This window comes from Neoaquamicrobium sediminum, assembly GCF_040970315.1.
GTDB classification, from domain to species: Bacteria; Pseudomonadota; Alphaproteobacteria; order Rhizobiales; family Rhizobiaceae; genus Aerobium; species Aerobium sediminum.
The window spans coordinates 771,795-798,006 of sequence record NZ_JAZHFV010000001.1; the positions used below are offsets into that span (position 1 = coordinate 771,795).

The following is a 26,212-nucleotide window of genomic DNA, read 5'->3' on the forward strand; positions in this document are numbered from 1 at the left end:
TCTGGCGATTCATCTGTTTTTTGACATCAAAAACGGCTAGAGACGCGCCATGGAAATGAACGACACGATTACGCGCGAAACAAACCTGCCGTCCGAGGCGCATGGCGCAGCGCCCCGCAAGGTCTTCGTCAAGACTTACGGCTGCCAGATGAATGTCTACGATTCCCAGCGCATGGCGGATGCGCTCGCTGCGGAAGGCTACCAGCCTACGGCCGAGATCGAGGACGCCGACCTGGTGCTCCTGAATACCTGCCATATCCGCGAAAAGGCGGCCGAAAAGGTCTATTCGGAGCTCGGCCGTATCCGACAGCTCAAGGCCGAGCGAGCCGCCAGCGGCCGTGAGACTTTGGTCGGCGTTGCCGGCTGCGTCGCACAGGCCGAGGGCGACGAGATTCTCCGTCGCGCGCCGGTGGTCGATCTGGTCATCGGCCCGCAAACCTATCATCGCTTGCCACAGGTCGTGCAGAAGGCGCGGGCGGGCGAGAAGGTCGTCGAGACGGAATACGCCATCGAGGACAAGTTCGAGCACCTGCCGGCGCTGGAGCGCAAGGCGGTGCGCAGCAGGGGCGTCACGGCCTTTCTCACCGTCCAGGAAGGCTGCGACAAGTTCTGCACCTTCTGCGTGGTGCCTTACACGCGCGGTTCGGAAGTCTCGCGTCCGGTCTCTCAACTCGTTGCGGAGGCAGAGCGGCTTGCGGAAGCCGGCGTTCGCGAGGTCACCCTGCTCGGGCAGAACGTCAATGCCTGGCACGGAGAGGGTCCGGATGGCACCGAATGGGGCCTTGGACAACTGTTGTTCCGCCTTGCCGAAATTCCTGGCCTTGCGCGGCTGCGCTATACCACCAGCCATCCGCGCGACATGGACGATGCGCTGATCGCCGCCCATCGCGATCTGCCGTCGCTGATGCCCTACCTGCATTTGCCGGTTCAATCGGGATCGGATCGTATCCTGAAGGCGATGAACCGGAAGCATACCGGCGCCGATTACCTCCGGCTGGTCGACCGCATTCGCGCCGCGCGACCCGACATCGCCATGTCCGGCGACTTCATCGTCGGATTCCCGGGCGAGACGGATGAGGATTTCGAGGACACGATGCGGATTATCCGCGACGTGACCTATGCGCAGGCGTTTTCGTTCAAATATTCGCCGAGGCCGGGAACGCCGGGCGCCGATTTGCCGTTACAGGTGGCCGAAGACGTCAAGAATGAGAGGCTTCAACGCCTGCAGGCTCTGGTGGCCGAACAGCAGACTGCTTTTGCGGCAAGTCTTGTCGGTTCGGAAATCGACCTGCTGATCGAGAAGCCCGGCCGAAATCCGGGTCAGCGGGTCGGCCGTTCCCCTTGGCTTCAGCCGGTAATTGTTGATGAAATGGCCGGCGAAATCGGTGACATTGTCAGAGTGCGAATCACGAAAGCGGGTCCCAACAGCCTTTTCTCCGAACCTGTGACCGGAGACGGGCGTTAATCAGGAGAGACGTTTGAGCGCCGCAACAGAACTGAAAGCACCGCCCGCCGGGGCCTCCGACATGGCGCATATCGTTCTGACCTTCGACAACAACAAGCACGCGAGCGCGCTTTACGGCCAGTTCGACGAGAATCTGGCCCGGCTGGAGCAGAAGCTGGGCGTCGATATACGCTCGAAGGGCAATCAGCTATCCATCAAGGGCGATCCGGTCGCTGCCGAGCAGGCGCGGCGCGCGCTGGATTATCTCTACGAGCTTCTCCAGAAGGGCGCGGACGTGTCTCCCTCCGAGGTGGATGGCGCGATCCGCATGGCGATAGCCGTCGACGATCAGCTCACGCTCCCGACGCTTGAGCGCAAAGGCAAAGTGGCGGCAGCGCAGATCGCCACGCGCAAACGCACGATCTATGCGCGTTCATTGAACCAGGACGCCTATATGCGGGCGCTGGAGCGCTCCGAGCTCGTCTTCGGCATAGGGCCTGCCGGCACCGGCAAGACCTATCTGGCGGTCGCCCATGCGGCGATGCTGCTCGAGCGCGGCATGGTCGAGCGCATCGTGCTGTCGCGCCCGGCCGTCGAGGCCGGCGAGCGGCTCGGCTTCCTGCCCGGCGACATGAAGGAGAAGGTCGATCCTTATCTGCGGCCGCTCTATGACGCGCTCTACGACATGATCCCTGCCGACAAGGTCGAGCGGGCTATTGCGGCCGAGGTCATCGAGATCGCCCCGCTGGCCTTCATGCGCGGCCGCACGCTGCGCAACGCGGCGATCATCCTCGATGAGGCGCAGAACACCACGCCGATGCAGATGAAGATGTTCCTGACACGGCTCGGCGAAGGCGGTCGCATGATCGTCACCGGCGATCCGAGCCAGATCGACCTGCCGCCAAACACCAAGTCGGGCCTCGTTGAGGCGCTTCAGGTGCTGGACGGCGTTCCGGGCATCGTCACCGTTCGGTTCAACGACGTGGACGTCGTCCGCCACCCGCTGGTCGCCGAAATCGTCAGGGCCTACGACGCCCATGGTTCCGGCGCCGACCGCAAGGGGCGGATCGACGTATAGGCGATCTGACACGCATGAATTTTCCGAACGCCCCCTCCACCGCCTACGGCGGTCCCCCTCCCCCGCTTCGCAGGGGAGGAACCGAGGTCGCAAATGGCCGCAACCTTGATCCTCCCCTGTTTACGGGGGAGGGGGACCATGCGAAGCATGGTGGAGGGGGCGTTGGCTTTCTCCACGTCAGCTCCCGATGATCAACATAGACATCGCGATCGAAGCCGGCGCGTGGCCGGCCGAGGATGAGCTTTCGGCGCTTGCTGCTCCGACTGTTGACGCGGTTTTGGTCGAGCTCGACCTGAAAGCGGCAAATACGGCCGAACTTTCGCTGCTTTTCACCGACGACGCGCATATCGCCGAGCTCAATCGCGGCTGGCGCGGTAAGGACAAGGCGACGAACGTCCTGTCGTTCCCGGCTTTCGAAATCGCTCCCGGCGACCCGCTCCCGGCGATGCTGGGCGACATCGTGCTCGCCTTCGAGACGATTTCTTCGGAGGCGGTACTGGAAGAAAAGCCCTTCGAGCACCATCTCAGGCACCTGATCGTGCATGGCATGCTGCATCTTCTCGGCTACGACCACGAAACCGACGAAGAAGCCGAGGAAATGGAAGCGCTCGAACGGCGCATACTCGCCGCACTTGCCATTCCTGATCCATATGGATAACTGAAAAGGTCAAACGACCGAAAGACGATGAACGAAAACGCACAATCTGCCGCTGTTGCGGAGCAGGGCGGCGAACAGGGCTCCGACCAGTCAGGCGAGTCCCAAAGTACGCCCGCCGGACGATCCGGCACCAAACCCTCATTATTCGAACGGCTGGCTGCGCGGTTCCGTCCGCGCAACGGATCGAGCTTGCGCGAAGACCTGGCGGATGCGCTATCCGAACAGGCGACCGGCACCGTGTTCTCGGTCGGTGAGCGCGCCATGCTCAACAACATCCTGCGATTGCGTGAGCTGCGCGTCGAGGATGTCATGGTGCCGCGTGCCGACATCGAGGCTATCGAACTGTCGACCGCGCTTGGCGATCTTCTGACACTCTTCGAAGAGTCGGGCCGCTCGCGCATGCCGGTCTATCAGGAGACGCTCGACGATCCACGCGGCATGGTCCACATCCGCGACGTCGTGGGTTACATCACCCGCGCGGCCAAGCAGAAGAAGGGCCGCGCCACGCGCAAGACCCCGGCACTGCCGCTCGATCTGGCCAATGTCGATCTCGGCAAGCCGATAGGCGACCTTGGCATCGTGCGGCCTGTGCTTTTCGTGCCGCCGTCGATGCTCGCCTCCGACCTGATGACCCGCATGCAGGCTGCGCGCATCCAGATGGCTCTCGTCATCGACGAATATGGCGGCACCGACGGTCTCGTTTCGCTGGAGGACATCGTCGAGATGGTCGTCGGCGACATCGAGGACGAGCATGACGAGGACGAGGAGCCGATGATCACCCGCACGGGCGACGGCATTTTCGTCGTCGACGCCAAGGCGGAGATCGAAGATGTGGCCGAAGCCATCGGCGAGGCCTTCACCGGCGGTGAGCACGAGGAATATGTCGACACCATCGGCGGTATGATCTTCAACGCGCTCGGCCGTGTTCCGGCGCGCGGCGAGGTCGTGCAGGCCATTCCCGGCTTCGAGTTCCACGTGCTGGATGCAGATCCCCGCCGCGTCAAGCGGGTCAGGATCGTTCAGGGCAGGGCTGCGGATCGCCGCAGGGCGCGGATGGTCACGCGCGACGAGCCCTTGCCGCCGCCTGCCGAAGTCAAAGCGCCGGAAAAGCAGAGCGCCTGATCAAGCAGTTGACGGCATCGCCGTCACTTGCTGAAGATCGCCTGCTCCGAAATCTGGATTCCGGCCGGCCCGAGGATGACGCCGAAAAGCACCGGCAGGAAGAACAGGATCATCGGCACTGTCAGCTTGGGCGGCAGCGCCGCTGCCTTCTTCTCGGCGATGTTCATGCGCATGTCGCGGCTTTCCGCCGACAGGACGCGCAGGGCGTGGGCAACCGGCGTGCCGTAGCGTTCGGCCTGAACCAGCGCCTGCGTCACCGATTTCACCGCCTCCAGTCCCGTGCGCGCCGCAAGGTTGTCGTAGGCCTGCTTGCGCTCCTGAAGGAACGACAGTTCTGCATTCGTCAGCACGAGCTCTTCGGCCAGGTCGACCGACTGGATGCCGATCTCGTCCGCCACGCGGCGGAATGCGGCTTCCACCGATATGCCGGATTCGACGCAGATCAGCATCAGGTCCAGCGCGTCTGGCCATGCTTTCTGAATGGATTGCTGGCGCTTGGTGGCCCGGTTCCTGACGTAGAGGATCGGAGCGTAAAAGCCGCCATAGCCAAGCAGGATGCAGACGAAAAGTTTCATCAGCGGCGACTGCTCGGAAAGGCCTCCGAGCACGAAGATGTAGACGAGGCCGAGAGCCAGCCCGATGAAAGGCAGGACAAGGCGGAAAAACAGGAACTTCGTCAGCGGGTTCTGGCCGCGGAAGCCGGCGACCTTGAGCTGCGCGGCGGTTTTCTCGTCTGCAAGCAGGCGCCGGAGATCGAGCCTGTCGACAATGTTCCGCATCCCGACTGACTGTTCCTCGCGCAGGCCCTTGCGCCTGCGGTCGGCCTCGGCGGCAAGCCGTGCGCGTTGCTTGGCGCGCAGCTCGTCACGCTCCAGCGCAACCGACTTCATCCGCGCCTTGAGCGGATTGCCGCTGAGCGCGGGAAGCGCGGTGAACATCGTGACGAACACCGCGACCGCGACCACGATCGAGATCATCAGGCTCGGATCGGATATGGATTTGGCGATCTGGTCCAGCATGGCGACGCTTCCCTGAGGCTAGACTTCGAAATTGATCATCTTGCGCATGACGAAGATGCCGATCGACATCCACACGCCGGAGATCGCAAGGATGAGATGCCCTGTCGGATGGGTGAACAGCGGCATGATGTAGTTCGGGCTCGACAGATAGACGAGCAGCGCAACGAGGAACGGCAGCGCGCCGAGAATGACGGCGGAGGCCTTGGCTTCCATCGACAGCGCCTGGATCTTGGCCTTCATCTTCTTGCGGTCGCGCAGCACCTTGGAGAGGTTGCCCAGCGCTTCGGAGAGGTTGCCGCCGGCCTGGCTCTGGATCTGGATGACCACGCCGAAGAAGCTGGCTTCCGCGCAAGGCATGGTTTCGGGCATGCGCATCACCGCTTCCGGCAGCGAGAGGCCGACTTGCTGCGACTCGACGATGCGGCGGAATTCGGTCCGCACGGGCTCGGGTGACTCCGCCGCGATCAGCCGCACGGAATCGTTGAGCGGCAGGCCCGACTTGACCGCGCGCACGATGACGTCGAGCGAGTTGGGAAACTCGTGCAGAAACGCCTTCACCCTGCGCGCACGCATGAACGAGACGACCCAGCGCGGGATGCCGAAGGTTCCCGCCAGGAAAACGCCGGGCAGCACCAGCGGCGGTACGCCCACGATGAACAGCAGCGCCGTCAGGACCAGCCCACAGATGACGGAATAGATATAGAAGCGCTGTATGGTGACTTTCATGCCGGCCTGGCGAAGCTGTATCTTGAGAGGCGGCTTCTTGGTGCTGAGGGCGCGGGTTTTCTGCTTGGTTTCCAGCTCTTTGAGCGAATCCTGCACGGATTTGCGCCGACGTGCCGCCTCGGCAACGCGATCCCGCGACGCCTTGACCGTGGCGCGGTCCGTGTCGGCGCGCTTGATGGTCTCCAGCCGCTTGCCGGCCTTCTTCTCGTTCTCGATCGATGTGAACAGCAGGGCATAGGCGAGCGCACCGACGCTGAGCGTTGCCAGCGCGATGAAGGCCAGAACAGTGCTGTCCAGTCCGAACATCCCAGTCTCCTATGCAGTGCCTGCCGTGAGGACGCGCCCGATCACTGCGTTTCCTTTTCCATCGCTTCCAGCGCGTTGGCGAGCCGCGCGTCCTCGCCATAGTAGCGGGCGCGATCCCAGAACGCCGGGCGGCCGATGCCGGTCGACACGTGCTCGCCGATGATGCGACCCTGCGCGTCTTCGCCCTTGATGTGATAGAGGACGATGTCCTGCGTGATGATGACGTCGCCTTCCATGCCGATCACCTCGGTGATGTGGGTGATGCGGCGCGAGCCGTCGCGCAGGCGCGCCGCTTGGATGATGACGTCGATCGAGCCGACGATGATCTCGCGCACGGTCTTCTGCGGCAGGGCGAAGCCGCCCATCGCGATCATCGATTCCATGCGGTTGAGGCATTCGCGCGGGCTGTTCGAGTGGATGGTACCCATTGATCCGTCGTGGCCCGTGTTCATCGCTTGCAGAAGATCGAACACTTCAGGGCCGCGCACCTCGCCCACGACGATGCGTTCGGGACGCATGCGCAGGCAGTTCTTGACCAGATCGCGCATGGTGACCTCGCCCTCGCCTTCGAGATTTGGCGGGCGGGTCTCCAGTCGCACCACGTGCGGCTGCTGGAGCTGCAGCTCGGCCGAGTCCTCGCAGGTGATGATGCGTTCGTCGCGGTCGATATAGTTGGTCAGGCAATTCAGCAGGGTGGTCTTACCGGAACCCGTGCCCCCGGAAATGACCACGTTGCAGCGGACGCGGCCGATGATCTTCAGAACTTCCGCCCCTTCGGGCGTGATCGCGCCGAACCGCACGAGCTGGTCCAGCGTCAGCTTGTCCTTCTTGAACTTGCGGATCGTCAGTGCGGTGCCGTCGATGGCGAGCGGAGGCGCGATGACGTTGACGCGCGAACCGTCGGGAAGACGCGCGTCGCAGATCGGCGAAGATTCGTCGACGCGCCGGCCGACCTGGCTGACGATGCGCTGGCAGATGTTGAGAAGCTGCTGGTTGTCGCGGAAGCGGATGGTCGTCTGCTCGACCTTGCCGCCCACCTCGATGTAGACGTTCTTCGAGCCGTTGACCATGATGTCGGCGATGTCGTCGCGCGCCAGCAGTGGCTCGAGCGGGCCATAGCCCAGCACGTCGTTGCAGATGTCCTCCAGCAGTTCTTCCTGCTCGGAGATCGACATGGCGAAATTCTTGATCGCAATGATGTCGTTGACGATGTCGCGGATTTCCTCGCGCGCGGAATCCGCGTCGAGTTTTGCCAGCTGCGACAGGTCGATCGTGTCGATCAGCGCCGAGAAAACCTGGCTCTTGGTATCGTAATAGCTGTCACTGCGCTCGCGCGGAGCGCGCTTCGGAGGCTCCGGCGCAAGCGGCGGTGCCTCGATGGCGCGCTTCGGGGCCGCGGTGGGGGCACTTGCCCCGCCTGCGGCCTGTTGCGGGCGTGCGGGCGCAATTGTCGTCGTGCTCGTGGCCGCCTCGCGGGGCGCCGCAGGCGCGGGCCCCGGTGTTCCGGCAGGCCGGAAAGCCGGTGTCTCGCTCTGTCCGCCGTCGTTGCCTCTTTTGCCAAACATTTCCGCGCCGATCCCGCTTTTCTCGAATTATTTCTTGAGCTTCAGGCGTTCCAGCAGGTCGCCGAGCCCCGGCTTTTTCTTCGACTTGATTTCCGAGCGTCCGGTCAGCACATGCGCCACCTCGTTGATCGTCTTGACGATCGCGTGCTGGGCATCCATCTCGCTCAGCATCCTGCCGTTGTTGGCGGCGTTGCCGAAAAGAGCGGGATCGAAGGGGATCACTGCCATCGGCTCGAGTTCCAGCGGGTCGGCAAAGTCGGCGGCGCTGATCTCGGGTCGTTTGGGAACACCCGCCTGGTTGATCACCAATTTCGGCGGGCCGTCGTTCGGCCGCAGCTTTCTCAACGTGTCCATCAGGTTCTTGGTATTGCGCAGGTTGGCGAGTTCCGGCGTCGCCGTGATCACCACCTGGTCCGCCTGCGTCAGCACGTTTTTGGTCCAGCCGTTCCAGACATGCGGCACGTCCAGCACAAGCAGCGGCGTGCTTCGCTGGGCAACGTCGATGATCTGGGTGAAAGCCTCGGCGTCGAAATCGTAGGTGCGGTCCAGCATCGACGGCGCCGCCAGCAGTGACAGGCGCTCGGCGCACTGCGCAAGCAGGCGATCGAGATAGGTCTCGTCGATGCGCTCCGGCGAAAACACGGCTTCGGCGATGCCTTGCGCCGGGTCCTGGTCGAAATTGATGTTGGCGGTGCCGAAAGCAAGGTCGAGGTCGGCCACCAGCACTTCCGAGCTGAACAGCGTCGACATGCTCCAGGCCACATTGTGCGCGACAGTGGAGGATCCGACGCCACCCTTGGCGCCAATGAAGGCAATGGACTTGCCGAGCGGCTCGGCCTGCGGGTCGACGAAGATCGACGAGATCACCGAGACGATGTCAGCCATGGAGATCGGGGCGACCACGTATTCGGAGATGCCGAACCGGATCAGCTCGCGATAGAGCCACACGTCGTTATAGTGACCGACGACGACCACCTTCGAGGAGGGATCGCAGACCTCGGCCAGCCGGTGCAGCTCCGCGACAAGCTGCTTCGGCTCGTCGCGCGACTCGACGATGATCAGGTTCGGCGTTTGCGCCGAGTGATAGAAGTCGATCGCGGTGCCGATGCCCCCCATGTGCACCTTCAGGTGCGCCTTGGACATCCGCCTGTCGGCAGCGGCCCGCTCGATCGGGCTGGCAACGCTCTCCGTCTCGCAGAATGCCTGGATGGAGATGCGCGGAACCGGCCGCAATTCGCTCATGGCGGCGATTTCGTTTTCGCTGACGGCGTCGGAATCCGTCGTCGCGTCGTAGGCGAGATTACTCATGTCATGCGCCCCCGGTGTTCATCAGTATTCGACTTCCTGGTCCCAGCCGCTTGTGCGACGCCGGTATTCGTCGATCGATGCGCCCCTGCGTGTGCTGTCCACTTCGGACTGCTTGCGCGGTCCGAGGAAATCGGCCGGATTAGCCACCTGCGCTGCCAGGTTGTTCTGGTAGGAGCAGCCGAAATTGGCCCAATGCTTGTTTTCCGAATCTTCGAGCAGGTCGGCCGGCCACCGGCCGCACTGCCCGGTCGAGGCGGTCATCTCAGAATAGATCAGCCGGATCGGCGCGTTGTCGCCGTAGCTGGCGGCCTCATAAGGCTGGTGCAGTATGTAGCCTTCCGGGACGCCAGCCGCGCGCAGCCGCTTGACCATGTCGGCGGAAACCAGCGATGCCGCATTCTGGTTGGGTGATCCGTAAGGCGTCAGAACAGTTACCACCGGCGCTGCGGAGCGGTCGTAGTCGGCGATGAAACCGTCCACGGCCGCGCGCTGCATGCGGGAAAGGCCCCGGTCCATCAGGCCGACGGGAATATCGATCTTCTTGTCCTTTTCGCCGATGACGATCGGATGCGAAGTGCGATAGTCGTCCGGAATGGAGCCGACCTGGATGCTGTCCCGGTTGGCGCAGCCCGCCATCAGGAGCGCGGCGACGGCTGCCACCAGGGTCAGGCGCGGCGCATTGTTCAAGAGCACGTCAGACATGATCCACTCCGATCACTTGTAGATGAAGCCGACGACGCCGTGATAGCGTCCGGCCGGCCTGTCGGTCTGCATCGACCCGTAGACGCGGTTGACGCGCCCGAGGAAGATGCCCGCGCCGTCGCTTGCAGGGGTGAAATTGTCGTCTGGCTTTGCCAGCGCGGTCCGCGCCACCGGCTTGGAGATGTAAGGGGTGACCAGGATGACCAGCTCCGTCTCGCTGCGATTGAAGTCGCGGCTGCGGAAGAGCGTGCCCAGAACGGGAACCTGCGACAGGCCGGGTATGCGGTTATAGGTTTGGCGCACATTGTCCTGGACCAGCCCGGCGATCATCATCGACCCGCCGGAGGGCAGTTCGACCGTGGTGTCGGCAAGGCGCTTGCGCAGCGAAAGGATGTTTTCGCCCCCGACCTCGACCGCACCTTCGGGCGTCGGTTCGGAAACCGATGTGCGCACCCGCAGGCTGATGCGTCCGGGCGACAGCACGACCGGCTGGAATTCGAGCCCGATGCCGTACTCGATCTGGGTCAGCGTGCGGACGAAACGACCATCCTCGTTCTCGACATTGGTGATGACATTGTATTCGCCACCTGCCCGGAACGTCGCCTTCTCGCCGGAGACGGCGGTAAGTGTCGGTTCCGCCAGCGTCCGCATGACGCCGGACTGCTCCATGGCGTTGATATAGCCCTGCAGCAGGTCCGCGCCGCCAAGTCCCGTTCCCGCCCGCACCAGTTGGGAGGGATCGAGCATGTCGAAACGGAAGCCGTCGGTCTGCGCCACCATGTTGACGCCGAGCTGCTTCATGACCGAGCGGCTCACCTCTGCAACCGTCACCTTGAGCGTCACCTGGTCTTCGCCGATCACGCGCAGCATGTTGACGATGGCGCTGCGTCGACGTCCGCTGTCCGGATTGTCGATGGCCACACCGGCAGCAGCGCTGCCGCCTGCCGCAGTCTGCGAATACTGCCCCGTCGTAGCCTCGCCGCCGCTCACGAACAGCGTTGCAAGGTCAACCGCGCGCTTTGCATCAAGGGGGGTCTCGACCGTACCCGTCAGCACGACATTGTCGTTGACCAGTTCCGCCTTGATGTCGGAGTTCGGCAGGAAACGCTTGAGATGACTGTCTAGGCCGGCGACGTCGCGCTCGACACGGAGGTCGAGGCTCGCGATCTGCTCGCCATTGGGCCCGAAGACGAAGATGTTGGTTTCGCCAACCTGCTTTCCGAACAGGTAAATGCGTCGCGCGGTGCGGGTTACGGCATCGGCAACACCGGGGTTTGCAACCAATATGTCATAAGCGTCGCGCGGCAGGTCGATGACGATCGACTTGTTGAGGCCAAGCGAGATGCGCTGGCTGGTCCCGGCATTGCCCACGGTAACCATGCCCTGCGCATGGGTATCTGTCGCCGTAGCGAGCAGGCCCAGCCCGACCCCGGTGGTTGCCGACAGCGCGATCAGCGACACCGCGGCTGCGCGCAGCAAAGTCCTTGCCGTTCCCAGTTCCTTCAAGGCTTTCATTTGCGAGCCCCCACTTCGCTCATCTCTCCGGACTTGATGAGGCGCACGGTTCCGCGCCTGCCTTCGCCGGAGACCAGATAATCTGCTTGGTCTTGAACCACTTCCTGGGTGTCGACGATCGCCCTCAACGACAGCGCCAGCCGATCGGCCATCTGCTGGGCGACCGTGATGATCTCCGCCTGCTGCGGCGTCAGTTCCAGGGTGGCCGTGTCGCCGACGCGCACGCGCCGGCCTTCCTCGTCTTCCTGGATCGCCTGGTCGATGGCGAGAACCCGGATATTCTTGAGGATTGTCTCCGTCACGTAGGCGTCACCGCCGCCTTCCTGCGCCGAATTACGGCGGGTCATGATCACATCGACATAATCGTTTGGTAGGATGAAGCCGCCCGCCGAGGTATCGGCTGCGATCTGCGTCGCCACGGCGCGTTTGCCTGTCGGCAGGATGGACGACATGAAGCTCTGGCCTTGGCCGATGAGCTTCGAGCGCCGAAGCGGCTCACCTTCGTAGATCGGTACGCGTGCGATAGCGCCCTTGAACTCCTCGAGGGCTTCCGGGTCCGCGTCGCGTGTTATGAAATTCTCGTTGATGCCTGCCGAAGGCCAGGACTGCCAGCTCAGGCTGTCGCCGAGCGTCGCGCCCATGGCCACATCGCCGTCGAGCACCAGCACCTCGGTCAGCCGGATTGCCGGTTCGCTTGGCGCACTGCTGACGATCTGCGCGGGCGGTGCCGACATGTTCTTGGCGACATAGCCTGCGCCGAGCGCCGTTACGACGGCGACGCCAAGAATGATCACACGCGTTGGAGCCATTGTCCGAACCTCTTACTCGGCAAATCCCATAGCCGAGCCGGACTTTGCGGTTCCAATCGTCAAATTAGGGTTAATGGCTGCCTTACAATCGTGATTAATTTAAAGTTTACACGAACTGTACGGTACCGTTGCTTACAGCGCCGTCAGGCGTGCCAGTGCCCACTGCACCGGCGCCGTCGAGGGATACATGATGAGGCCGCTGATGCCGAGCGCGACGCCGTAGGGGATGCCCAACTTGTCATTGGCGAAGTGGCGCAGGAAGACGTTGTTGCCGGTCAGAACGGCGAGACTGGAGCCGCGGTAGAGGATCAGCAGCAGCGTCAGCAGCCCGCCGATGATCGATGCGTTGACGAGATAGGCAACCAGCTCGCCGGAAAAACCCATCCACAGAGCCGTCGCTGCCAGCAGCTTGGCATCGCCGCCGCCCATGGCGCCAAGGGCAAACAGGGAAAACGTCACAGAAAGCACGAGGCCTGCCGCCGCGAAGTGCCAGCCGTAAGTGGCCCAGTCCATTCCAGTCATCGGCGCGACCACTGCGAAGGTCGCGATCAGGATCAGCGACACGCGGTTGGCGATTGTCATAGAGAGCATGTCGGAAACGGCCGCAAAGACCATGCAGAAGGGAAAGACCACGAAAATCAGCGCTTCAAGCATCGCTGCACCATCCAGCCGGCATTTTCACTTGCAATAGTCTAGCATCCGCGCGCTTAAGCTTTGGTGAAGTCGCGCGCTTCAATCCGAAACGAAAATGGCCGCCCGGGTGGGCGGCCATTCGACGGGGTGGCGAAGCACCCTGTGGTATCAAAATTAGTTCTGAGCGTTCTTCAGCTCGTCGGCCAGGAAGCTGAACTGGTTGTCCAGCGCATTGCCGAGCGTGGTGGCGCCGGCAACGATGGCGAGTGCGATGAGGGCCGCGATCAGGCCGTATTCGATGGCGGTCGCGCCGGATTCGTCCTTAACAAAACGTGCAACGATCTTCGACATGGTGAGCTCCTTACTCGATGTGTTTACAGCACTTCCGTCAACGTTTCTGCTGTGTCGATCGGATGGCTGCACACTACGAGAGAGCTCTTTCAAACGGCTTAAGAAACACCCTTACCGAAATCTTTCGAAACCCAAGCCGTGCACTTGGTTAATCGTCAAATAAGGTTCGGCGTTGCTTTTTAAGGGCCTGTCTTGCGGCTGTCGGGGGGCATCATGCCGGGTTGCGCAGGGCAGCTGAAAGCATCGTCCGCACCTGGCGTTCCACCTCTCTGGCGATCTGCTTGCGATCGGCGTCGGGCGTCGCCACCACCGGCTCGCCGAAATGCACCTCGAGGTCGATCGCGCCCTCAGACAGAAGCTCGCGCAGGTGCGGCACCAGCGCCCGTTCTCCGATCCAGGCCGCGTGGGCGCGGTGCAGGCGGCCCATCGGCATGCCTTGCAGGCGCGTATAGGCAATCGCCACCGGCTGGATCGTAACCGTCCTTCCGCCATTGGCTTCCAGCGCTTTCCGCGCCGCGCCGAAAAGCGTCGACTTGAACGGCAGCATGAGATTGCCGTCGGACGTGCTGCCTTCCGCGAACAGCACGATCGGGTCGCCATTGCTTAGCCGGGCGCCGATCTCCCCGGCCTGCTCGCCCGAGCGTCGGCGCTTTTCGCGTTCGACGAAGACAGTGCGTTGCAGACGCGCCAGCGTGCCCATGATCGGCCAGCCGGCAAGTTCGGATTTGGCGATGAAATGCACGTCCGCCAGCGAACCGAGCACCATGATGTCGGTCCATGAGACGTGGTTGGACGCGATGAGCAGCGGCCGCCCGGCGGCGATTTCTCCGTAAACGCGAATGCGCATGCCCAGCAGCTTGGTGACCAGCCTGTGCCAGATGCGCGGGGCCGGTCGCTCGTCGAGCCACCCCGTCCGCAGGGCGACGAACTGCCAGAGAGCCAGGCAGGGTGTGGCGATGGCCGCTGCCAGAAGCGCCAGCACCAGACGGATCGTCCCGATCATTCTTCTTGCGGCCCCCGTGCGTCGCCTAACCGGCTAGCGAAGATCGCGCCGCATGACAAGCGCCGCGCTGCGCGGCCCGTCGGGCTGCTCGTAATAGCCGGGCCTGCGGCCGACCTCCCGAAAACCCAGCCGCCTGTAGAGCGTCAGAGCCGGCATGTTCATCTCGTCGACTTCAAGGAACAGCGCTTCGGCCCGATCGGCATGAAGCGTGCGCAGCACCGCCTCCATCAGGTCGCGACCGAGTCCGAGCCGCCTGTGGCTGCGCGCCACGGCAATCGTCAGGATCTCGGCCTCGCCCGCCGCCAGCCTTGCCAGCACGAAACCGACCGGCCGCGCCCTGCGCTGGCCCACCGGCCACGCCGCAAAGCCGAAAACCGGCGTCTGGTCGAGCAGCGAGCTGAACTCGTCCTCGGACCAGGGGCGCAGAAAGTGTTCTGCATGGATGTTCGGAAGGTGATCCGCGTCGTCGGTAGAAAGCCTTTCGATCGCGAATTCCAGCGGCGGCGCGAAGAACGGCAGCTTCACGGCGCATCCTTTCGCGGCAACGCGAAGGCGCCCTGTGGTTTCGCGTCGGCATCGCGCAGGTAGAGCGGCCTCGGCGGCAGCGATGCCGTGTGCGGATCCTGCTCCAGCCGCTTGATGGCGATGCGCGCATAGGTCCCGATGTCCGCAGTCTTGCCTTCGGCCAGCAACGTGTCTGCGCCCGTCTCCCGTATCAGCGCTTCCGCTTCGTCTACACCGACTGCGGCCGGATCGAGGGTTGGCGTGCCATCTGCCGCGAAGGCGGCGACATAGGCCTGTCCCCGGCCGGCGTCGATGCGGGCGATGATCGGCCTGTCGGGGTCGGCGTCACGGCATTCCTCGGCAATGGCCTCGAGCGTCGTGATGCCGACGGCCGGTACCTTAAGCGCCAGCGCCAGCCCGCGCGCGGCCGCAACGCCGACCCGCACGCCTGTGAATGAGCCAGGTCCCACTGAAACAGCGATCGCGTCGAGGTCGCCATAGGCCGTCCCGGCCTCCTTGAGCGCGGTATCGATCACGCTCATCAGATGCTCGGCATGTCCCTTGCCGAGGTCGAGCACCGCGCGCCCGCGCTCGCCGCCCGCTTCATAAACGCAGGCGGCGCAAAGGTTGGCCGATGTATCGATGGCGAGGAGGCGCAAGGCTGTTCCCGCGGTCTTCCTATCCGGCGCGATCCCGCGCCTTCAATTCCAGGCGGCGGGCATGCAGGACGGGTTCGGTGTAGCCGCTCGGTTGCTCGCGCCCCTTGAAGACGAGATCAAGCGCGGCGAGGAAGGCGATGGAATTGTCGAAGTCGGGCGCCATGGGCCGATAGAGTGGATCGCCGGCATTCTGGCGGTCGACCACGGTCGCCATGCGCTTCATCGTCTCCATCACCTGGTCGCGCGAGCAGACGCCGTGGTGCAGCCAGTTGGCGATATGCTGCGAGGAGATGCGAAGCGTAGCGCGATCCTCCATCAGCCCGACATCGTTGATGTCGGGCACCTTGGAACAGCCGACGCCCTGGTCGATCCACCGCACGACATAGCCGAGGATGCCCTGCGCGTTGTTGTCGAGTTCGTGCTGGATGTCCTCGGCGCTCCAGTTTGGCCGCGTGGCGACCGGCACCGATAGGATGTCGGAAAGCTTCGCCCGTTCGCGCGACTTCAAACCCTCCTGCACCGCGTGCACGTCGACCTTGTGGTAATGCGTGGCGTGGAGCGTCGCAGCCGTAGGCGAGGGCACCCAGGCGGTGTTGGCGCCGGCTTTCGGATGGCCGATCTTCTGTTCCAGCATCGCGGCCATCAGGTCGGGCATCGCCCACATGCCCTTGCCGATCTGCGCCCGGCCCGAAAGGCCGCATTCCAGACCGATATCCACGTTCCACTGCTCGTATGCGGAAATCCAGGCAGACTGTTTCATGTCGCCTTTGCGGATCATCGGCCCGGCTTCCATCGAGGTGTGGATCTCGTCGCCGGTGCGGTCGAGGAAGCCGGTATTGATGAAGACCACGCGTTCCTTTGCAGCCCGGATGCACTCCTTGAGGTTCACGGTCGTGCGCCGCTCCTCGTCCATGATGCCCATCTTCATCGTGTTGGGCTGCATGCCGAGCATCGCCTCGACACGGCCGAAAAGCTCGACCGCGAAAGCCACTTCCTCAGGGCCATGCATCTTTGGCTTCACGACATACATCGAGCCTTCGCGCGAGTTTGCACGCCTGCCGTCAGGCCCGATGTCGTGCAGCGCGATCAGCGCCGTGATCGCAGCATCCATGATGCCTTCCGGGATCTCGCTCCCGTCGTCCAGCAGGATCGCCGGGTTGGTCATCAGGTGCCCGACATTGCGGATCAGCATCAGCGAGCGGCATTTGACGACGAAATCCGAGCTGTCGGGCGCGGTGTAGGTAAAGTCGCTGTAGAGCTTCCGGGTGAAGGTCTCGCCGCCCTTGGTGACTTCCTCGGTCAGGTCGCCCTTCATCAGGCCCAGCCAGTTGCGATAGACCAGCGTCTTGTCTTCCGCATCGACGGCCGCGACCGAATCCTCGCAGTCCATGATCGTGGTCAGCGCGGCTTCCAGGTTCACTCCGGCAATGCCCGCCGGATCGGTCTTGCCGATCTCCCAGTCGCGGTTGACGATGATCTCGATGCCGAGCCCGTTGTTCTTGATAAGCACATGGCGCCAGCCGTCGTGTTCGGCGTGGCCGGCGTATTTTTCAGGGTCTTTAAGCGAGACCGCGCCGTTTGCCGTCTTCAGGACAAGCGTTTCGCCCGCCTCGATATCCGTCACGTCGGTCCATTTCGCGCCGTCGAGCGGTGCCGCGCTGTCCAGAAACGCCTTCGCCCACGCAATGACCTTCTCGCCACGCTTGGGGTTATAGCCCTTGCCTTTCTCCGCGCCGTCGGTCTCCGGAATCGCGTCCGTGCCGTAAAGCGCATCGTAGAGAGAGCCCCAGCGGGCGTTGGCCGCGTTGAGCGCGAAGCGCGCGTTCATGATTGGCACCACGAGCTGGGGCCCGGCGACCACCGCAATTTCCGGGTCAACGTTCTGCGTCGTTACCTTGAAGTCTCCGCCTTCCGGCAGCAGGTAGCCGATCTCGCGCAGGAAAGCTTCATAAGCCGCCATGTCGCTCGGTGCGCCATTGGCACGGTGCCAGTCGTCGATCTGGCGCTGCATCTCGTCGCGCTTGGCGAGCAACGCGCGGTTCTTTGGCGCGAGATCGTTGGCGATCGCAGAAAAGCCCGACCAGAACGCGTCCTCGCTCACGCCCGTTCCCGGCAGCGCCTCTTTGTTGATGAAGGCGTATAGCGCGGGCGCGACCTTCAGGCCGCGGATCTCGATCTGATCGGTCATTCAGGGGGTCTCCGGTCTTTCAAGCGTGGCTGGCAAAGTTGCCGTCTGCTTTCACCACGCCGGGGGCGCGGGGTCAATTCGCCGATGTGGTGAGGGGCGAACTAAGCCTGAGGTTGTCAAGGACGCGCGCTTGGGAGGATAGTTATTCGTCGGCCCACGAAGTCTGTTGAGTCGTTTCCAGTTCCTGACGGGTGCAGTCGACAACATTCGGCAAGGCGCAATGCCTGGAAGGGAGACAGCCGATGGAACTCATCAGAAGCTTTTTCGGACTGATCGAGGATTTGACCTGGGGATGGTCACTCATACCGATCCTCGTGATCTTCGGCGTATTCATCACCGTCATGAGCGGCTTCGTCCAGCTCGAATTCTTCGGCAGGATGTTCCGTGTCCTGTCTTCTAAGAACCAGAGCGGCGACCCCAACGCAATCAGCGCGCGCGAGGCGCTTCTCGTTTCCGTCGGCGGTCGCGTCGGCGGCGGCAATATCGCTGGCGTCGCGGTTGCGATCACACTCGGCGGGCCAGGCGCCGTGTTCTGGATGTGGGCTATCGCGCTGGTCGGCATGGCGACAAGCCTCGTGGAATCGTCGCTGGCGCAGCTCTATAAGCGTTCCAACGGCGACGGCACGTTTCGCGGCGGCCCGGCCGGATACATCATCTACGGTCTCGGCGCTCAATATCGCTGGCTGGCGGTGCTTTACGCCGTCTGCCTGATGGCAGCCTTCGCCTTCGGCTTCAACGCGTTCCAGGGCAACACCTTCGCAGGTGCTGCAGAGGACAGCCTGGGCATCGATCGCCTGTGGACCGGCCTGTTCCTGGCGGTGATCGCCGGCTTCATCGTCTATGGCGGCATCCGACGCATCGCCAAGGCAGCCGATGTGATCATCCCGATCATGGCCTTCGGCTATATCGGCATGGCGCTGCTGGTCATCATCCTCAACATCACCGAACTTCCGGGCGTGCTGTGGACAATCGTCGCCAACGCATTCGGCATCGAGGAAGCGGTCAGCGGCGGTGTCGGCGCGGCACTTGCGCAGGGACTGCGGCGTGGCCTCTTTTCCAACGAGGCGGGTCTCGGTTCCGCCCCGAACGTCGCGGCCACGGCCGATGTCCGGCACCCGCTCAGCCAGGGGATCACCCAGTCGTTCTCCGTATTCATCGACACGATCATCATCTGCTCGTGCACGGCCTTCATCATCCTGCTGAGCCCGGTTTACGTGCCGGGTGCGGAAGGCATCGACGGCGTCGCGCTGACCCAGCAGTCGCTGGTGAGCCATGTCGGCGAGTGGTCGCAATACTTCCTCACCTTCGCCGTGCTGCTCTTCGCCTTCAGCTCGATCATCTACAATTACTATCTCGGCGAGACCGCGCTGAGCGTGATGACCCGGCAGCCGGCGGCGCTGCATGTACTGAGGGTCGCGATCATCGCCGTTGTCTTTCTCGGAGCGACGGCGCCCGGTGCCACCGCGGTGTTCTTCTTCTCCGATCCGGTGATGGGCGTGCTGGCGGTCGTCAACCTGATGGCGATCATGATGCTGTTCCCGGTCGCCCTGCGCATCCTCAACGACTTCCGTGCGCAGTTGAGGGCGGGTGTGGCGCGGCCGGTGCTCGATCCGCGCAACTTCCCCGACCTCGACTTGGACTACAGCGCCTGGACCCATGCCACGAGTGGGGCAGCCGCACCGGTGGAAGGCGAAACGCGACCTTCGTCCGCGCCGGCCTGACCGTCTCTGTCGAAAACGAGGCTCCTCGCGCGACATGGTTGCGATCGGCATTCCCGCCGGTCGCAACCATGCAGGGAGCCTCATCATGTCAAACCTCTCATTCAGACCGAACGTCGTCGCTGTCATTGTTGCCGGGCTTGCCGGCTTCGCATTCTCGCTCATCTGGTACAGCCCGCTGCTTTTCGGCGACATCTGGGCGGCCGCCAACGGCGAAGCCGCGACCTCCATGCCGATCTGGAAGCTGTTCGTCGCACCGCTGCGCGAGATCATCTCGGCATGGGTGCTGGCGGTGCTGATCGCTAGCTGCGGCATTAACGATCGCAAGGGGGCGGTCGCGCTCGGCCTCTTCCTCTGGTTCGGCTTTTATGTCGTGCAGCTTGCAGGCGCGGTGATCTGGGACGGCATGTCGCCGGTGCTTGGTGTGGTGCACGCCGGCGACTGGCTGATCAAGATGCTGCTGATGGCCGTCATCGTCGCCGCGTGGCCGAAGCGCTCGGGGCGGATGCATGAACGCTCCACTTGAGGCGGCCGTGTCCTACCGCCCGATGCGCGGGCGCCCCGTCGCCGTCGCGGTCAGCGCAGCCTCGATGAAGTTGCGCTGACCTTCGACGGTGGCGGAACGCACGTCGCACTCGACCGTGATCTCGAAACTTTCGGCGCCAGCTTCAGCGGCGCGCGTGGCGAGCACGTCCCGCGCCGCGCGCTCCGCCTCGGCAAGCGCCGCATCCTCGTCGCCGAAGTCGCGGATGCCTTGCAGCGACGACACCCGGAACAGGCCTTCGCGCGGCTGGCTGACCTGAGCCTCGACGCTGACGCGCACCTGGCCGACCACCGCGCCCAGCGCGTTGGCGACGTCGGTGTCCTCCGGCACAATGCAATCGTTGCCGACGAGCACGTCCAGCCCGGCATAATGCAACGGAGCCGATGCGCCGAGGCCGATCACCGGGCGGTCGAGCGAAACCGACAGCCGGGCGATGCCGTTGCTGCCGTCGACTGCGCGCTGCACCAGCGCGTGCGCGACCGTCTCGGGGCCTTCGAGCCCGTCCTCGGCAAAGGCGGTCTCCAGGATCGCTTCGGCCGAGCGCCTGGTCAGTGCCCGCAGCACCCGCGCCGAGATCGCTTCCGCATCCGCTTCGAGCGGTGCGCCGCGGCCGTCGCGCCGACGCGCGAAGAGCGCCGCGCCCATCCGTGCGGCGTTGGCGTCCCAATTGTCCTGCCCGCCGAGCACATGGGCGGCGTCCGAAGGCGTGAAGCCGCATATGTGCACGAGCCCCCGAGCCACTAAGCGGTTGAGCGTGGCGATCTGCGCGTTCGAGGTCAGTAGCCGGTCGAGCGGCTGCGGCGTCGTCGAGATCGTGGCGTGAAGCTTCTCCTCCGCGCCCGAGAGCCCGGCGGCCAGCCTGTCCGGCACGCCGGTGCGCAGCGCAAGACGGCCGTCGAGCCTGCCGGGGTTGGTCGCGCGCAGTTGCCGCTCGAGCACATCGATGACCGCTGCGCCATGGGCATGCGCGGCCAGCGCCAGCGGCACCAGACGGCGGGGGCCGAGCACGAGGCGCGGGCGCAGGCCGCCATCCTCCAGCCCCACCTCCGAATCGCCGCCGAGGCCGAAGGTGCGCATGGCGACCGCCTCGACCATGGTGCGGTAGCCGCCGACGGTGGCGCCCTCCGGGTCGAGGCGCGGGCGGCCGCCGTCGAGCACGGCGACGTCGGTCGTGGTGCCGCCGATGTCGGAGACGACGGCGTTGTCGAGCCCGCTCATGTGGCGGGCGCCGACGATGCTGGCGGCGGGGCCGGACAGGATCGTCTCGATCGGCCGCAGCCTGGCGAAACCCGCCGAGACCAGCGCTCCGTCGCCGCGCACCACCATCAGCGGTGCGGCGATGCCGCGCGCGGCGAGAAAACCCTCGGTCGCCGCCACCAGCCGGTCGATCATCGCGATCAGCCGCGCGTTGAGCAGCGTCGTCAGCGCCCGGCGCGGCCCGCCGAGCTTCGCCGAAAGCTCGTGGCTGGCGGTGACCGGAAGGCCCGTCCGCTCCCGGATGAGGTCTGCTACCGCGATTTCGTGTGCCGGGTTGCGCACCGCGAAATAGGCGCAGACGGCAAACGCGGAGACCGAAGGCGCAAGGCCGGCCAGTGCAGCCTCCAGTTCGTCGAGTATAAGCGGGGCCGCGTTGCCGTGGACGTCATGACCGCCGGGCACGAACAGCACCGGGTCGGAGCCCAGCGCCGAGCGCAGGCCGGCGCGGTCGAGATCGGCCTCGGCAAAACCGACCATCACCAGCGCCACCCGGCCGCCCTGTCCCTCGACCAGCGCGTTGGTGGCAAGCGTGGTCGACATCGAGACGAGCCGCACCGCCGAAGGCGAAACGCCGGCCCGCGCCAGCACCGCGTCGGCCGCGCCCGCAATGCCGACGGCGAGGTCGTGCCGCGTCGTCAGCGCCTTCGCCTTGGCGAGCACGGTGCCGCTCGGGTCCGGCGCCGGCGACCAGAGAACGGCGTCGGTGTAGGTGCCGCCGGTGTCGATGCCGAGAAACAGCGCTTGGTCGTCTTGGGGGATGGCTGGGGCGGCGGACATGCGGCAGGGCTTCGCGTGGCGGGACTTCCGCTTTAGCCGATTGCCGCGTGGGGCGGAAGCGGGCAGACGCTGGGCCAGCAAACCGGCCCGCCGGCCACCGTAATGCCTATTGGGCGATCTCCCATTCCTGTTCGAGGGTCAGCGGCACGATGTCCGGCCGGGCCTGCGGCGCCGGCGTCGGCGAAGGCGCGGAAGGCTGCCTGCTGGTGCAGGCGGCAAGCACGGCGAGTGCTGCAAGGGCGAGCAGCAGGCGCATGGCGGAAGTTCTCATTTTGCCGCGCTGTCGAGCCAGATCGTCACCGGCCCGTCATTGACGAGCGCGACCTTCATGTCGGCGCCGAAGATGCCGTTGGCGACGGTGACGCCGTGACCGGCGACGGCGGCCGAGAAATAGCCGTAGAGGCGTTCGCCCTCGGCGGGTGCTGCGGCGGTGGAGAAACCGGGCCGGTTGCCCTTGGTCTCGGCGGCCAGCGTGAACTGGCTGACGACCAGCGCCGCCCCGCCGGTGTCGATCAGCGAGCGGTTCATGCGGCCCTCGTCATCACGGAAGATCCGCAGGTTGACCACCTTGCGCGCCAGCCAGTCGGCCTCCTTTTCGGTGTCGCCCTGCATGGCGCAGACCAGCACGAGGAAACCCGGCCCGATCTCGCCGGCGACCGCGCCGTCGACGGTGACGGAGGCCGAGGAAACACGTTGGACGAGCGCGCGCATGGGAAATCCTACAATCGAGAGAGTCGGCGCAATGCTTGGCACGGTGCCGCCCGCCCGTAAACAGGCAGAGCGGTCGCATCTGGAAACGACCGGCGCACAGCCTCGTACCCCCACCCCTTACCCCTCCCCACAAGTGGGAGGGGGACCTTGATGTGCAGCCAACTCCGAAAACGTTTGCATCAGGCGGCCACATTGCCGTACCCCCTCCCCCTCGTGGGGAGGGGTAAGGGGTGGGGGTAGCTGCGTATCCGATTGCCCTGCCGTTCGAGCGGAATATCCGGCGCACGGGCGCGTGCGTCCGCAAGGGGGCGGTCCGTTGCTCAGCCATTTCCGGAAATGGTTGCCCGCTTCCGTCATGAAGTGTCGGTGCGCTCCATCGCCCAGAAGGCGAGGTCGTGCACGATGTTGAGCACGTCATGGACCGGGTGGGCATGCCGCCCTTCCCTGCGCCATCCGGGTGGGTGGCCGGGGCGTAGCGGCCAGACGCGGCGCGTGATGCCACGCCGGGCAGATGGTGCGCGCTGCGCCTGATCCTTTAGGGCCGCATCGCGCCGCGCCCGCCAGCGGGCGAAGCGGCCTGCGTGGGCAGGCAAATCGTCGAGTGCCGAGGCCACGGCCCGCAGGCGCAGGGCAAGGCGGGTGGCGTCGATGGCATCGTCCGGCATCGGCGGCTGGCGTGGGGGAAGCGGCGCCGACGCGCCGTCGCCGGGAAACGAGATGCGCGGCACACCGGCGGCAACTGGCCGCGTTGGCCCGCGCCAGCGCGGCAGCGGATCGAACAGCGGCAGGGTCGCGCGCCTTGCGGCCTTGCGCGCCTTCGGCGATGCGGGCGTTGCCGCCTGCGGGCGTCCTTCGAAGCTCGGGCCTTGCGCTTGCAGCTCGGGAGGAAGCAGGTCGCGCGCCACCACGATGATGAGCCGCCGCGCGGCCGCCTCGGCGGGGCGCAGGAGCCGCAGTACGGCGCGGTGGAGATGGCGGGGGAGCGTCGGGCGTTCTTCGGTGCGCTTCCCCGCCGGGTCCCCGCTGCCTGCGGCAGCGTCCCGGCCTTCTTCGGCTTTGGTTGTGGCATCGGCAGGACAACCTTGCGCCTCCGGGGCAAACGGGCCGCGAAGCCCGGCCATGGCCACGAGCGTCGCCAGAATGCGCCGCAGCGCCTCCCGGTTCGTCTCGATCGCCGCACTCCAGTCCATCGCCGCCTTCTCCGGTTCGGTCGGGGCGATTGTCGGGCGGGTGACGAGGGGGTGGATAGGTTTGGTGGTGCGGGGACGGAATGCTCGGGCATTCTGCCGAATGCTCTCCGATGCCGCGAACTGCTGGGCAAGTCGGTGTTTCGCGCGTTCTTTGGAGATCAGCACCCCCTCCACCACTTCGTGGTCCCCCTCCCCCGTAAACGGAGGAGGATCCAGGCCGCGGACGGCCGCAACGCGGTTCCTCCCCTGCGAAGCGGGGGAGGGGGACCACGAAGTGGTGGAGGGGGTGTTTGTCTTCTCGGCCCTCAGGGACCGCTACCCAGTCGCGACCGTCACATGCTGCCGCAGCCATTCCTCCAGAACCGGCTTGCGAAAGGTGCCGGCCTCCAGGTGCCGGTAGATGAAGGCGATGACGGCTGCCGGCTCGGCTTCCAGCCGCGCACCGTTCAGCCCGAGGAATATGTCCATGCAGGCAAACGCGACGCGCTTGTTGCCGTCGATGAAGCCGTGGTTCATTGCGAGGCTTTCCCACAGCGCTGCCGCCTGCTCAATCAGATCGGCATAATAACCAGTCTGCGGGCGCAGCAACGCGGATTCGATCAGGCCGTGGTCGCGGACGCCCTGCGCGCCGCCGAACAGGCGCAACTGCTCGGCGTGAATGTAGAGCGCGTCGTCTAGGGTGAGGTATTCCACCTACTTCGCCAGCGCCTCGTAGACGGTGGCCCAGCGCTTCGCGCTTTCCGCATGAAGGCGCTCGACGGCGGGATTGACCTTGCCGCGCGCAGCCTCGGCCATGCGGCGGAATTCGTCCGGCGACATGACGATGGCGACATCGCGCCCCTGCCGCTGCACGCGCACGGGCTCGGCCTGTGCCATGTCGATCAACTGGCCAAAACGATTCTTGGCGTCGGAGGCGGAGAAGGATTTCATAGGAGAATGTTAGCTGAATTGGCTAATTTGGGCAAGGGCGGGCGCGATCTCCCTTCTCCCCTTGAGTGAGAAGTGGATCGGCGCGTAAGTGCCGAAACGGATGAGAGGTGCTGGAAGGAATGAGGGCTTGAGTTTGGCAGCGTTGCGCTCCGTCCAACACCCCTCATCCGGCCTCTCCTCTCCTCTCCTCTCCTCTCCTCGCTTCGCTCGGCTCGGCCGCCTTCTCCCTCAAGCGGAGAGGGAGGGTGCGCTTCCTCCGCCCGTCCGGCGCTGCTGCCGTTTCCTGGCTGATACTCGCCATCGCTGCGCGGTAGGCGGCGGGCTGCGTTCGGCGGCATGAGGTGCGCCGCGCGGCTTCGCCTACCGCAACAAGGACATGCCGATTATCTGCGAAAAGGCTCGGCGAGCCGCCGACGCACTCGCTGCGCCTGGCGCAACAGGGATTTTGACGGCATCATCGCATAACGAGATGTGCATATGTATGAACATGAATAATGGCAGTAATACTTACGTATATTGCAATGCAGCAAGAATCAGTTTCCTCACAATTATTTGCTATCCAGATAGAATTGCGGTATCTTTATTTTGGCTCCTGACCGCAAACGCTCGGTCAGGCACGCCGGGAGGGAAAGCTAAGAATTTGATTTTTATGAGGAATTTTTGAAACCGTTACCTCGTGTTAACGGTTTTTTAAGCGCGCCTTGACTCTAGGCGGCACTTAGATCATGCAAGTATATGTCCAGAACAAGAACCGCCGCAAAGCTGGCGAGCCGCGGCGGTTCCCAAGTTCTAGCCCGCACGAGATTGGACGTCAGGCGCGGGATATAGCTTTTGGTACACTGATCTTTGAATCAGAATAAGCCGCTATGGTCAAGCCTGACGTTCGCTTACGCCAGCAACAAGGAGTTACTCCAATGGCGCAGCGTACGTACCCTTCGTACTGGTTGTACAAGGACAATCGTGGTGAATGGCGTTGGACGTATGAGGCTGCAAACGGCGAGACAATCGCGGTGAGCAGCGAAGGCTACAAGCGTCGTGTCGATGCCGAGCGCGGCATCGAAATCATGAAAGCGTCGGCCAATAGCCCCGTGTGGTATCCCTCAAGCTTGGAGAACGCGGCGTAAAAGATTGAGAGGTCCGTCGATTTTGGCGGACCTCTCAGACTTTTTGGAACTGCGTTGGAAGGATACGTCAATGCCATCGTTTGGAACTTCAGCCTTCTTGAGAATTGTTCACATGAACCCGCGGCCGCAGCGGTCGGAACTGCGCCGGAGATTTACTCCAAGAGAGGGCGGGTATGATTTCCACAGCAGTCTCCGCCGCCTTGCCCATCGTTTGTTGGTCGAGGGAGAGTCGTTGGAAAATGTCCTAGCCGCCACCGCTGCAATTGCGCAGGAACCCGAAAGACGATCTGCGCAAACCGGTTTGAGGCAGTTGGTCGCTTGGAGAACTATGAATCCGGGTCCCGTTCTGCGGTTCGAGCCTGCCACGGTTC

At 64.2% G+C, this 26,212-nt stretch carries 26 protein-coding genes; 7 read left to right on the forward strand and 19 right to left on the reverse strand.

What is annotated here, in order from left to right:
* Window positions 1-49 precede the first annotated feature (49 nt).
* From miaB to V1479_RS03915, 4 genes are all read left to right on the forward strand, one after another.
* Complete coding sequence (gene miaB, locus V1479_RS03900) at window positions 50-1,465, forward strand: tRNA (N6-isopentenyl adenosine(37)-C2)-methylthiotransferase MiaB (protein ID WP_173187982.1); 1,416 nt, start codon at window positions 50-52, stop codon at window positions 1,463-1,465.
* A gap of 61 nt (window positions 1,466-1,526) precedes the next feature.
* Window positions 1,527-2,522, forward strand: coding sequence for a PhoH family protein (locus V1479_RS03905; protein WP_173189974.1), 996 nt, complete (start codon window positions 1,527-1,529; stop codon window positions 2,520-2,522).
* Window positions 2,523-2,709: 187 nt separating this feature from the next.
* On the forward strand, window positions 2,710-3,180 hold the full coding sequence (ybeY, locus tag V1479_RS03910) for an rRNA maturation RNase YbeY (protein WP_368801746.1): 471 nt from the start codon (window positions 2,710-2,712) through the stop codon (window positions 3,178-3,180).
* A gap of 27 nt (window positions 3,181-3,207) precedes the next feature.
* Window positions 3,208-4,302 carry a hemolysin family protein gene (locus V1479_RS03915; protein ID WP_173187978.1) on the forward strand — a complete coding sequence of 365 codons (1,095 nt, stop codon included), beginning with the start codon at window positions 3,208-3,210 and terminating at the stop codon, window positions 4,300-4,302.
* Between the two features lie 23 nt (window positions 4,303-4,325).
* On the opposite strand, the gene V1479_RS03920 is transcribed toward V1479_RS03915, so the two are convergent.
* The 13 genes from V1479_RS03920 to V1479_RS03980 form a co-directional block, all read right to left on the reverse strand.
* Window positions 4,326-5,321: a type II secretion system F family protein gene (locus V1479_RS03920; protein WP_173187976.1), complete on the reverse strand. Its 996-nt coding sequence runs from the start codon at window positions 5,319-5,321 to the stop codon at window positions 4,326-4,328.
* An 18-nt stretch (window positions 5,322-5,339) separates the two neighbouring features.
* Window positions 5,340-6,353, reverse strand: coding sequence for a type II secretion system F family protein (locus tag V1479_RS03925; protein ID WP_173187974.1), 1,014 nt, complete (start codon window positions 6,351-6,353; stop codon window positions 5,340-5,342).
* 41 nt (window positions 6,354-6,394) lie between these two features.
* A complete protein-coding gene (locus V1479_RS03930; protein ID WP_368801747.1) occupies window positions 6,395-7,918 on the reverse strand; it encodes a TadA family conjugal transfer-associated ATPase in 1,524 nt (507 codons plus the stop codon).
* A 27-nt stretch (window positions 7,919-7,945) separates the two neighbouring features.
* A complete protein-coding gene (locus V1479_RS03935) occupies window positions 7,946-9,226 on the reverse strand; it encodes a CpaE/TadZ family protein (RefSeq protein WP_368801748.1) in 1,281 nt (426 codons plus the stop codon).
* Between the two features lie 21 nt (window positions 9,227-9,247).
* Entirely contained in the window at window positions 9,248-9,928 is a 681-nt protein-coding gene (locus tag V1479_RS03940; protein WP_173187970.1) for a CpaD family pilus assembly protein, read from the reverse strand.
* Between the two features lie 12 nt (window positions 9,929-9,940).
* Entirely contained in the window at window positions 9,941-11,443 is a 1,503-nt protein-coding gene (locus V1479_RS03945; RefSeq protein ID WP_438620481.1) for a type II and III secretion system protein family protein, read from the reverse strand.
* A complete protein-coding gene (gene cpaB / locus V1479_RS03950) occupies window positions 11,440-12,252 on the reverse strand; it encodes a Flp pilus assembly protein CpaB (RefSeq protein WP_173187968.1) in 813 nt (270 codons plus the stop codon). Before cpaB ends, V1479_RS03945 begins: the two co-directional genes overlap by 4 nt.
* Window positions 12,253-12,384: 132 nt before the next feature.
* On the reverse strand, window positions 12,385-12,906 hold the full coding sequence (locus V1479_RS03955) for an A24 family peptidase (protein ID WP_173187967.1): 522 nt from the start codon (window positions 12,904-12,906) through the stop codon (window positions 12,385-12,387).
* Between the two features lie 153 nt (window positions 12,907-13,059).
* Window positions 13,060-13,236: a Flp family type IVb pilin gene (locus V1479_RS03960; RefSeq protein ID WP_173187965.1), complete on the reverse strand. Its 177-nt coding sequence runs from the start codon at window positions 13,234-13,236 to the stop codon at window positions 13,060-13,062.
* Window positions 13,237-13,447: 211 nt separating this feature from the next.
* Window positions 13,448-14,239 carry a lyso-ornithine lipid O-acyltransferase gene (gene olsA / locus V1479_RS03965; RefSeq protein WP_368801749.1) on the reverse strand — a complete coding sequence of 264 codons (792 nt, stop codon included), beginning with the start codon at window positions 14,237-14,239 and terminating at the stop codon, window positions 13,448-13,450.
* 33 nt (window positions 14,240-14,272) lie between these two features.
* Window positions 14,273-14,764 carry a GNAT family N-acetyltransferase gene (locus tag V1479_RS03970; RefSeq protein WP_368801750.1) on the reverse strand — a complete coding sequence of 164 codons (492 nt, stop codon included), beginning with the start codon at window positions 14,762-14,764 and terminating at the stop codon, window positions 14,273-14,275.
* Entirely contained in the window at window positions 14,761-15,402 is a 642-nt protein-coding gene (gene tsaB, locus V1479_RS03975; protein ID WP_173187962.1) for a tRNA (adenosine(37)-N6)-threonylcarbamoyltransferase complex dimerization subunit type 1 TsaB, read from the reverse strand. Before tsaB ends, V1479_RS03970 begins: the two co-directional genes overlap by 4 nt.
* Before the next feature lie 19 nt (window positions 15,403-15,421).
* Window positions 15,422-17,590, reverse strand: a complete 2,169-nt coding sequence (locus V1479_RS03980; RefSeq protein WP_368801751.1) for a malate synthase G — start codon at window positions 17,588-17,590, stop codon at window positions 15,422-15,424.
* Window positions 17,591-17,832: 242 nt separating this feature from the next.
* Between V1479_RS03980 and V1479_RS03985 the strand changes: the two genes are divergently transcribed.
* On the forward strand, window positions 17,833-19,311 hold the full coding sequence (locus V1479_RS03985) for an alanine/glycine:cation symporter family protein (RefSeq protein WP_173187960.1): 1,479 nt from the start codon (window positions 17,833-17,835) through the stop codon (window positions 19,309-19,311).
* Between the two features lie 85 nt (window positions 19,312-19,396).
* Window positions 19,397-19,834, forward strand: coding sequence for a DUF1761 domain-containing protein (locus V1479_RS03990; protein ID WP_368801752.1), 438 nt, complete (start codon window positions 19,397-19,399; stop codon window positions 19,832-19,834).
* A gap of 12 nt (window positions 19,835-19,846) precedes the next feature.
* Here the strand turns inward: V1479_RS03990 and V1479_RS03995 are convergent, their stop codons facing one another.
* The 6 genes from V1479_RS03995 to V1479_RS04020 all read right to left on the reverse strand — a co-directional run bounded on the left by V1479_RS03995 (window position 19,847) and on the right by V1479_RS04020 (window position 24,717).
* Window positions 19,847-21,886, reverse strand: coding sequence for a hydantoinase/oxoprolinase N-terminal domain-containing protein (locus tag V1479_RS03995; protein WP_368801753.1), 2,040 nt, complete (start codon window positions 21,884-21,886; stop codon window positions 19,847-19,849).
* Window positions 21,887-21,992: 106 nt separating this feature from the next.
* A complete protein-coding gene (locus V1479_RS04000) occupies window positions 21,993-22,157 on the reverse strand; it encodes a hypothetical protein (protein WP_368801755.1) in 165 nt (54 codons plus the stop codon).
* On the reverse strand, window positions 22,154-22,597 hold the full coding sequence (gene dtd, locus V1479_RS04005) for a D-aminoacyl-tRNA deacylase (protein ID WP_368801756.1): 444 nt from the start codon (window positions 22,595-22,597) through the stop codon (window positions 22,154-22,156). Before dtd ends, V1479_RS04000 begins: the two co-directional genes overlap by 4 nt.
* Window positions 22,598-22,950: 353 nt before the next feature.
* Complete coding sequence (locus tag V1479_RS04010; protein ID WP_368801757.1) at window positions 22,951-23,787, reverse strand: hypothetical protein; 837 nt, start codon at window positions 23,785-23,787, stop codon at window positions 22,951-22,953.
* A gap of 315 nt (window positions 23,788-24,102) precedes the next feature.
* Window positions 24,103-24,480, reverse strand: a complete 378-nt coding sequence (locus tag V1479_RS04015) for a type II toxin-antitoxin system death-on-curing family toxin (RefSeq protein WP_368801758.1) — start codon at window positions 24,478-24,480, stop codon at window positions 24,103-24,105.
* A complete protein-coding gene (locus V1479_RS04020; protein WP_368801759.1) occupies window positions 24,481-24,717 on the reverse strand; it encodes a type II toxin-antitoxin system Phd/YefM family antitoxin in 237 nt (78 codons plus the stop codon).
* A gap of 914 nt (window positions 24,718-25,631) precedes the next feature.
* On the opposite strand from V1479_RS04020, the gene V1479_RS04025 reads away from it, so the two are divergent.
* Window positions 25,632-25,841 (forward strand): YegP family protein, encoded by a 210-nt coding sequence (locus V1479_RS04025; protein WP_368801760.1) that lies wholly within the window; start codon window positions 25,632-25,634, stop codon window positions 25,839-25,841.
* Window positions 25,842-26,212: the final 371 nt, after the last annotated feature.

Excerpts from the sequence above, each read along its gene's own strand:
- V1479_RS04025 (WP_368801760.1), top strand. The coding sequence starts at position 25,632 with ATGGCGCAGCGTACGTACCCTTCGTACTGGTTGTACAAGGACAATCGT.
- V1479_RS03920 (WP_173187976.1), bottom strand. The coding sequence starts at position 5,321 with ATGCTGGACCAGATCGCCAAATCCATATCCGATCCGAGCCTGATGATC.
- V1479_RS03925 (WP_173187974.1), bottom strand. The coding sequence starts at position 6,353 with ATGTTCGGACTGGACAGCACTGTTCTGGCCTTCATCGCGCTGGCAACG.
- V1479_RS03940 (WP_173187970.1), bottom strand. The coding sequence starts at position 9,928 with ATGTCTGACGTGCTCTTGAACAATGCGCCGCGCCTGACCCTGGTGGCA.
- V1479_RS04010 (WP_368801757.1), bottom strand. The coding sequence starts at position 23,787 with ATGGACTGGAGTGCGGCGATCGAGACGAACCGGGAGGCGCTGCGGCGC.
- V1479_RS03995 (WP_368801753.1), bottom strand. The coding sequence starts at position 21,886 with ATGTCCGCCGCCCCAGCCATCCCCCAAGACGACCAAGCGCTGTTTCTC.
- V1479_RS03980 (WP_368801751.1), bottom strand. The coding sequence starts at position 17,590 with ATGACCGATCAGATCGAGATCCGCGGCCTGAAGGTCGCGCCCGCGCTA.
- dtd (WP_368801756.1), bottom strand. The coding sequence starts at position 22,597 with ATGCGCGCGCTCGTCCAACGTGTTTCCTCGGCCTCCGTCACCGTCGAC.
- ybeY (WP_368801746.1), top strand. The coding sequence starts at position 2,710 with ATGATCAACATAGACATCGCGATCGAAGCCGGCGCGTGGCCGGCCGAG.
- V1479_RS04020 (WP_368801759.1), bottom strand. The coding sequence starts at position 24,717 with ATGAAATCCTTCTCCGCCTCCGACGCCAAGAATCGTTTTGGCCAGTTG.
- V1479_RS03955 (WP_173187967.1), bottom strand. The coding sequence starts at position 12,906 with ATGCTTGAAGCGCTGATTTTCGTGGTCTTTCCCTTCTGCATGGTCTTT.
- V1479_RS03985 (WP_173187960.1), top strand. The coding sequence starts at position 17,833 with ATGGAACTCATCAGAAGCTTTTTCGGACTGATCGAGGATTTGACCTGG.
- V1479_RS03945 (WP_438620481.1), bottom strand. The coding sequence starts at position 11,443 with ATGAAAGCCTTGAAGGAACTGGGAACGGCAAGGACTTTGCTGCGCGCA.
- cpaB (WP_173187968.1), bottom strand. The coding sequence starts at position 12,252 with ATGGCTCCAACGCGTGTGATCATTCTTGGCGTCGCCGTCGTAACGGCG.
- V1479_RS03935 (WP_368801748.1), bottom strand. The coding sequence starts at position 9,226 with ATGAGTAATCTCGCCTACGACGCGACGACGGATTCCGACGCCGTCAGC.
- miaB (WP_173187982.1), top strand. The coding sequence starts at position 50 with ATGGAAATGAACGACACGATTACGCGCGAAACAAACCTGCCGTCCGAG.
- olsA (WP_368801749.1), bottom strand. The coding sequence starts at position 14,239 with ATGATCGGGACGATCCGTCTGGTGCTGGCGCTTCTGGCAGCGGCCATC.
- V1479_RS03905 (WP_173189974.1), top strand. The coding sequence starts at position 1,527 with ATGGCGCATATCGTTCTGACCTTCGACAACAACAAGCACGCGAGCGCG.
- V1479_RS03990 (WP_368801752.1), top strand. The coding sequence starts at position 19,397 with ATGTCAAACCTCTCATTCAGACCGAACGTCGTCGCTGTCATTGTTGCC.
- V1479_RS04000 (WP_368801755.1), bottom strand. The coding sequence starts at position 22,157 with ATGAGAACTTCCGCCATGCGCCTGCTGCTCGCCCTTGCAGCACTCGCC.
- V1479_RS03915 (WP_173187978.1), top strand. The coding sequence starts at position 3,208 with ATGAACGAAAACGCACAATCTGCCGCTGTTGCGGAGCAGGGCGGCGAA.
- V1479_RS03960 (WP_173187965.1), bottom strand. The coding sequence starts at position 13,236 with ATGTCGAAGATCGTTGCACGTTTTGTTAAGGACGAATCCGGCGCGACC.
- V1479_RS03930 (WP_368801747.1), bottom strand. The coding sequence starts at position 7,918 with ATGTTTGGCAAAAGAGGCAACGACGGCGGACAGAGCGAGACACCGGCT.